The following is a 4,713-nucleotide window of genomic DNA, read 5'->3' as shown; positions in this document are numbered from 1 at the left end:
ATAGGCGCTTTCGCCTTTCTCCCAAAGGGAGACGCACTCGCGTTCGGGGCGAAAGCTAGGCTTATAGCATTTTATTTGATTGAGTCGATGGGGGATATTATTCCCCGCACCTCTCATTTAGATCCGTGCGTACCCATTTCTGTGTACACGGCTCCCGATATTCTTAGGGAGTTACCCTTTTGCTCATGTGGATGTAACCGTGGCAGCTTTCATGAATGGCTAGAAGGTTATTATTTTTCCAGTTATTATGGTTTCCATCTGAATGATGGAGATGTACCTTCTCATCACTGAGCATTTTTAGTCCACAATGTTCACATCTATGGTTTTGCCGCTTAAGGGCAAAAGAGGTATGGTTGTCATAGAGCTTGCTGTTACGCTCGCTCCAGTACGTTAAATCTCCGTCATAGGGTGATTTTTCTCCTTTGACATTGATGTGTTTATTTTCGGAGTAAGGGATTGCTGGGAATGCTTTGTTTAGTAATTGCTTACTGGTATAGCGATTCTGCTTGCTTTCCTTGTTGAGTACCTTATACGCTCTGTTTTGGACATGGTACAGTGAGAACTTTGACCCGTCCATCTTGCAGAAGCGGTGGTAGTTCCTCCAACCTCTAACTACCGGGGCTAATTTCTCAGCCTTTGTGGTAGCTCCATAATTCGAGTTGTTGATGATGATTTTTACTTTCTTGCGAAAAGCTTTGTAGTTATCCGCTGAAGGGAAACATCTAAACTTTCCGTTTTTCTGGACTTGAAAGTGCCAGCCTAGAAAATCGAAACCATCTGTCGCGGCGGTTAGCTTTGTCTTTTTATCACTGACTTTCATTCCCCGCTCTGTTAAAAACTGGCTAATTCTGTCAAGTATTTCTAACGCGTTTTCATTAGGCTTGAGTATGATTACCATATCATCGGCGTACCGTACTGACCGATGTATTGACTCTATCCCATTCAACGCAATGTTAGCTAATAGTGGACTTACCACCCCGCCTTGTGGTGTTCCTTGTTCAGGAAATTCTGGATTAACTCCGGCTTTGAGACATCGGAAGATTCCTTGCCTTATACTCTTAGGAGCGATGAGTCTATCCATAATGGCAGCATGGTTTATCCTATCGAAAGTGGGTAGCTAGCTAGCGAGGTTTCCAAGCCTTGGCTCCTTTTCTAACTAGCCCCCTCCGAACCGTGCTTACGAGTTTCCAGGTACACGGCTCTCCAGTACTCTGTTATCTCGAGACTGGTTGAGATATTGGTTTACCAGCATGTATTGCATCATGGCATTGAGGGCAAACCATGAGAGTTTTCCTTCTACGTGCGGACATAATTTGCATCCATTGCGGTTTTTCTTTCTTGCCTTTGATTTTGAGGTCTTTAAGGGCATGAATATGGTGAACTTCAATATCACCTGTTGCCCCGCAAATCTCACATTCCGAAGCAAGAAGCCGTTTAATGAGTTCATTTCTGAACGCAGGTTTTCGCACTCGTGGCAAATCTTCTATGGTTGCTTTTAGGTTGCGTTTTAATTGTATGCCCCCGAAACGAGTTACCAAGGGTTTCTTACCTTCAACTGGGACGGTTATTTCAACACATTTTCTTCTTCCTTGTGGAAGTTTTACCGTCTTTTGGTACTTGGCGCAGATTTTGGCTACGCTAGTTTTGTGTTTACAGGCTAGGGTTTTCATTAACGAACTCCACATAACCCATTGGAGTTTACGGAGCCATGCAATGTTTTGAGCAAGGCTGTAGAATTGTACGTAGCCTCTGAGTTCTGATTGGTAAATGTTAATGATAGTAAAATCATCGTCATTTATTAGCTCAGGACGATGAATGGGTTTGCCATTCCTCATATAAAGAGCGCATTTTCCTTCTACAAAACTTGCAGGGATTCTTAGTGCAGTGATTCCATTAAGTGAGCGTTTACCATTGGTATGCTTATCGTCGGAATATTGAACTAAGATTTCGTAACCTAAGAAGTTCGCTGCTTCATTTCTGGCATTAGTAATTAAGGTCTTTTCTGCTGACATTTCTAACTGAAGATTGTCGGCTAGGAATGTCTTTAGTTTTTCCTTAATTTCTTTTGCTTCTTGAAGTGAACCAATGAAACCAAGTAGAAAATCATCAGCATAGCGGACGTAATTTAGCCTTCTGTATTCTGGGTCACGGACATCTTTGGAGGGCATTTTCTGGTATTTAATCTCCAGTTGACGCGCTTTATCGAATTGTCCATTTTTCCTGTAATACCAGGCAAGTTTTACGAGCCTTGAATACTCTCGATTTTCTGCCCGACATTTACCTCGTGTATATTCTGGAATGACTGTCTGTTCGACAAATTTATCTAGCTTATCAAGGTAAATATTTGCGAGTATGGGTGATACAATCGACCCTTGTGGCGTTCCACTCAGTGTAGAATGGTATCTCCATTGCTCACAGTAACCTGCCGTTAATAAGGTTTCAATCAATCTCAAAAATCGATTATCTTGGATTTTCTCGCGGAGAATTGACATTAAGATTTTCTGATTTATATTGTCAAAACAGCCACGGATATCTCCTTCAATAAACCATTTGGTTCCTTGCCAAGTGCGGTCTATTACTGTTAATGCAGTATGGCATCCACGCTCTTGTCTAAAACCATGACTGCTGTTAGAAAATTGGGGTTCATAGTACGCTTCTAATATCAGACGTATTACTTCCTGAACCAATTTGTCGTTCCAAGTGGGAATGCCCAGTGGTCGTGTTTTCCCATTTTTCTTGAGAATATTAATTCGCCGTACTGGTGTCCATCGAAAACGTTCATAGCGAATATCTTCTATGAGTTTTTCAATCTTTTTGATGGACATCCCATCCACAGTCTCTGATGTAACTCCTTGCGTCATTGCCCCATTATTTTTGTAAATGCGACTGTACGCCAAGAGGTACAGATTAGGATTGAAAAGTTGCCTGTAGACATCATCCAGAGGTAAACCACGATTCCCTCTGTCTCGAATTACACTTAAAACCGTTTCGGCGTTTCGCATCTCGCGTACCTCCCGATACAAGTGTGAAGAATACCTGTTCTCCTTTGCCATGTGAGCGGCTTTCCCGCTCTCGGACTATTATGAGAACTCTGTAACCATAGGGGTCGCCCCCCGTAGGTCATCCCGCGCTTTATTGACTCGATACGTAATAGTGTGATTTAGGTGTCCCATTCATTCGTTAAGCCATCTCATCGCTGGCTGACTCCGTTTGAAGAAGTTGTGTGGTTCAAATGTTTAAAACTACACACAAACGATTATTCCTGTTAGGCGTTGTAGGAATAGGCAATCGAATATACCGTCAGAATTAGGCTTCAGGTAGTTTAACCTTCACCCTGTCACACAAGTCTTGCCAGACTCTAGTTTTAACGCCTTCTCTCTATTTCTGGCTTTACCAACATGCGGTTGTTCCTTTTGTCTTTCGACTCTAGGTAAGTTGGTTGACTTAGAGATGTTCTTCTTAATCTCTCCCAATTTAATTGGGGATACCGCGTTAACTGTCACGGCGCACGCACGCTTCAATATCGAGTTCTATAACTCGCTTATCCTTTCCGTTGGCATTTGAGCTTAGGTTGTGGAACAAGATTTTCTGAGCATCATGTGCCGAGCGTCCCGTTCTAAATCCGTAGCTTCTGGCATGGAAGGTAGCTTCATGTGCTGGTTCTATTGCGTATTTGATAAGACATTGATATGCTCTATCTGCAACAGTAGGGATTTTTAGCATTCTGGTGGTACTACCGCCCTTTTTTGGGATGGATATACTACGTAATTCCTGGTGTTTCCAGTCATTGCTTGATGCTTTCAGCAGTTCACTTAAATCAAATCGTTCCTTAAAGTTAAGGGACTTTTTGCCGTCGATTCCTGCCGTCTTTTTCCCAGCGTTTAGCTGTGTTACTTGACGGATTGCCAGTAATCTTGCTGCGGTAGATTTCAGAATCAGTTTTTGTAGTGACTGAGCTTTTCGCTTGTCGCCAACAAGAATAGCTTTATACACTCGCTTTTGTAGGCGGAATAGGTTACTTCGGAATCTCTTCCACGGTAATGTTTTCCAGGATTCACTAGTGTTATCACTGTGTCTAATCATGCTCTGCTCCGGTTTGTGTATTCTGAACACCTCAGACCAATTACGGTCTGTCCTACCCGAACTGAGGGAGTTCCGCTACTCGTCTAGCCTACGCAAGGGTTCGACCTTCCCTTTGACCCTCAACTCGTTTTTATTCGTTCCCTCGGTGAGATTGTTTTGTTTCTTTAGGTGTAGCCAATTCAACCACTGAATCCCCTAGACTCTTGCCGCTATTTCCAATAAGAATGCTGCGGGGGTTAGCTTCAGTAAGGTCGGGGGTTTTGTGTTGCGCCCCGCTTGGGAGTAAGTTGCTTTTCTAGGCTCTGTTTCACCATAGAAACTCCCCATTAGCGCCAGTGTCACCTCGCAACAAGTGTCTGTTTGCGCCCTGTTCCCAGCTTCACCCTCCAGAAACCGAGTCTGGTCAGTGTGGGCAGATAGGGAGTCATACCTGAGTCTGGTAGACGGGGCTTTCACCCGCATTCCTCCGAGAGTTCAACCGTTACCATTTCTGATTTTGGTTGGTGAAGTTATTTACGGACTATTACCGTGATTCATTCACACCGAATCGCACCTTGGATCTCCCTAAGAAAACGCAGTGAAATAGTCCTCTGCACCGTCTGCGTTTGAGGATTAAAACTAGTTTGATGT

The 4,713-nt window shown here is 43.4% G+C and carries 1 protein-coding gene and 2 pseudogenes; all 3 read right to left on the bottom strand.

Translation table 11 applies throughout. From position 1 onward, the window contains the following. Positions 1-163 precede the first annotated feature (163 nt). Positions 164-1,108: pseudogene (locus G1O98_RS36950) on the bottom strand (reverse transcriptase domain-containing protein); the annotation flags it as partial. A gap of 106 nt (positions 1,109-1,214) precedes the next feature. Beyond that, positions 1,215-3,002: a reverse transcriptase domain-containing protein gene (locus G1O98_RS36945; protein ID WP_167306239.1), complete on the bottom strand. Its 1,788-nt coding sequence runs from the start codon at positions 3,000-3,002 to the stop codon at positions 1,215-1,217. Positions 3,003-3,516: 514 nt separating this feature from the next. Then, positions 3,517-4,083 (bottom strand): annotated as a pseudogene (locus tag G1O98_RS36940) (reverse transcriptase N-terminal domain-containing protein); the annotation flags it as partial. Positions 4,084-4,713 lie beyond the last annotated feature (630 nt).

This window comes from Nostoc sp. UIC 10630, assembly GCF_010747425.1.
Lineage (GTDB): Bacteria > Cyanobacteriota > Cyanobacteriia > Cyanobacteriales > Nostocaceae > Nostoc.
The sequence above is the reverse complement of the archived record's forward strand: the minus strand, read 5'-3'. Positions and strand labels throughout refer to the sequence as shown.

What these genes read in the sequence shown, in the direction of transcription:
- G1O98_RS36945 (WP_167306239.1), bottom strand. Translation starts at nt 3,002, where the DNA reads ATGCGAAACGCCGAAACGGTTTTAAGTGTAATTCGAGACAGAGGGAAT.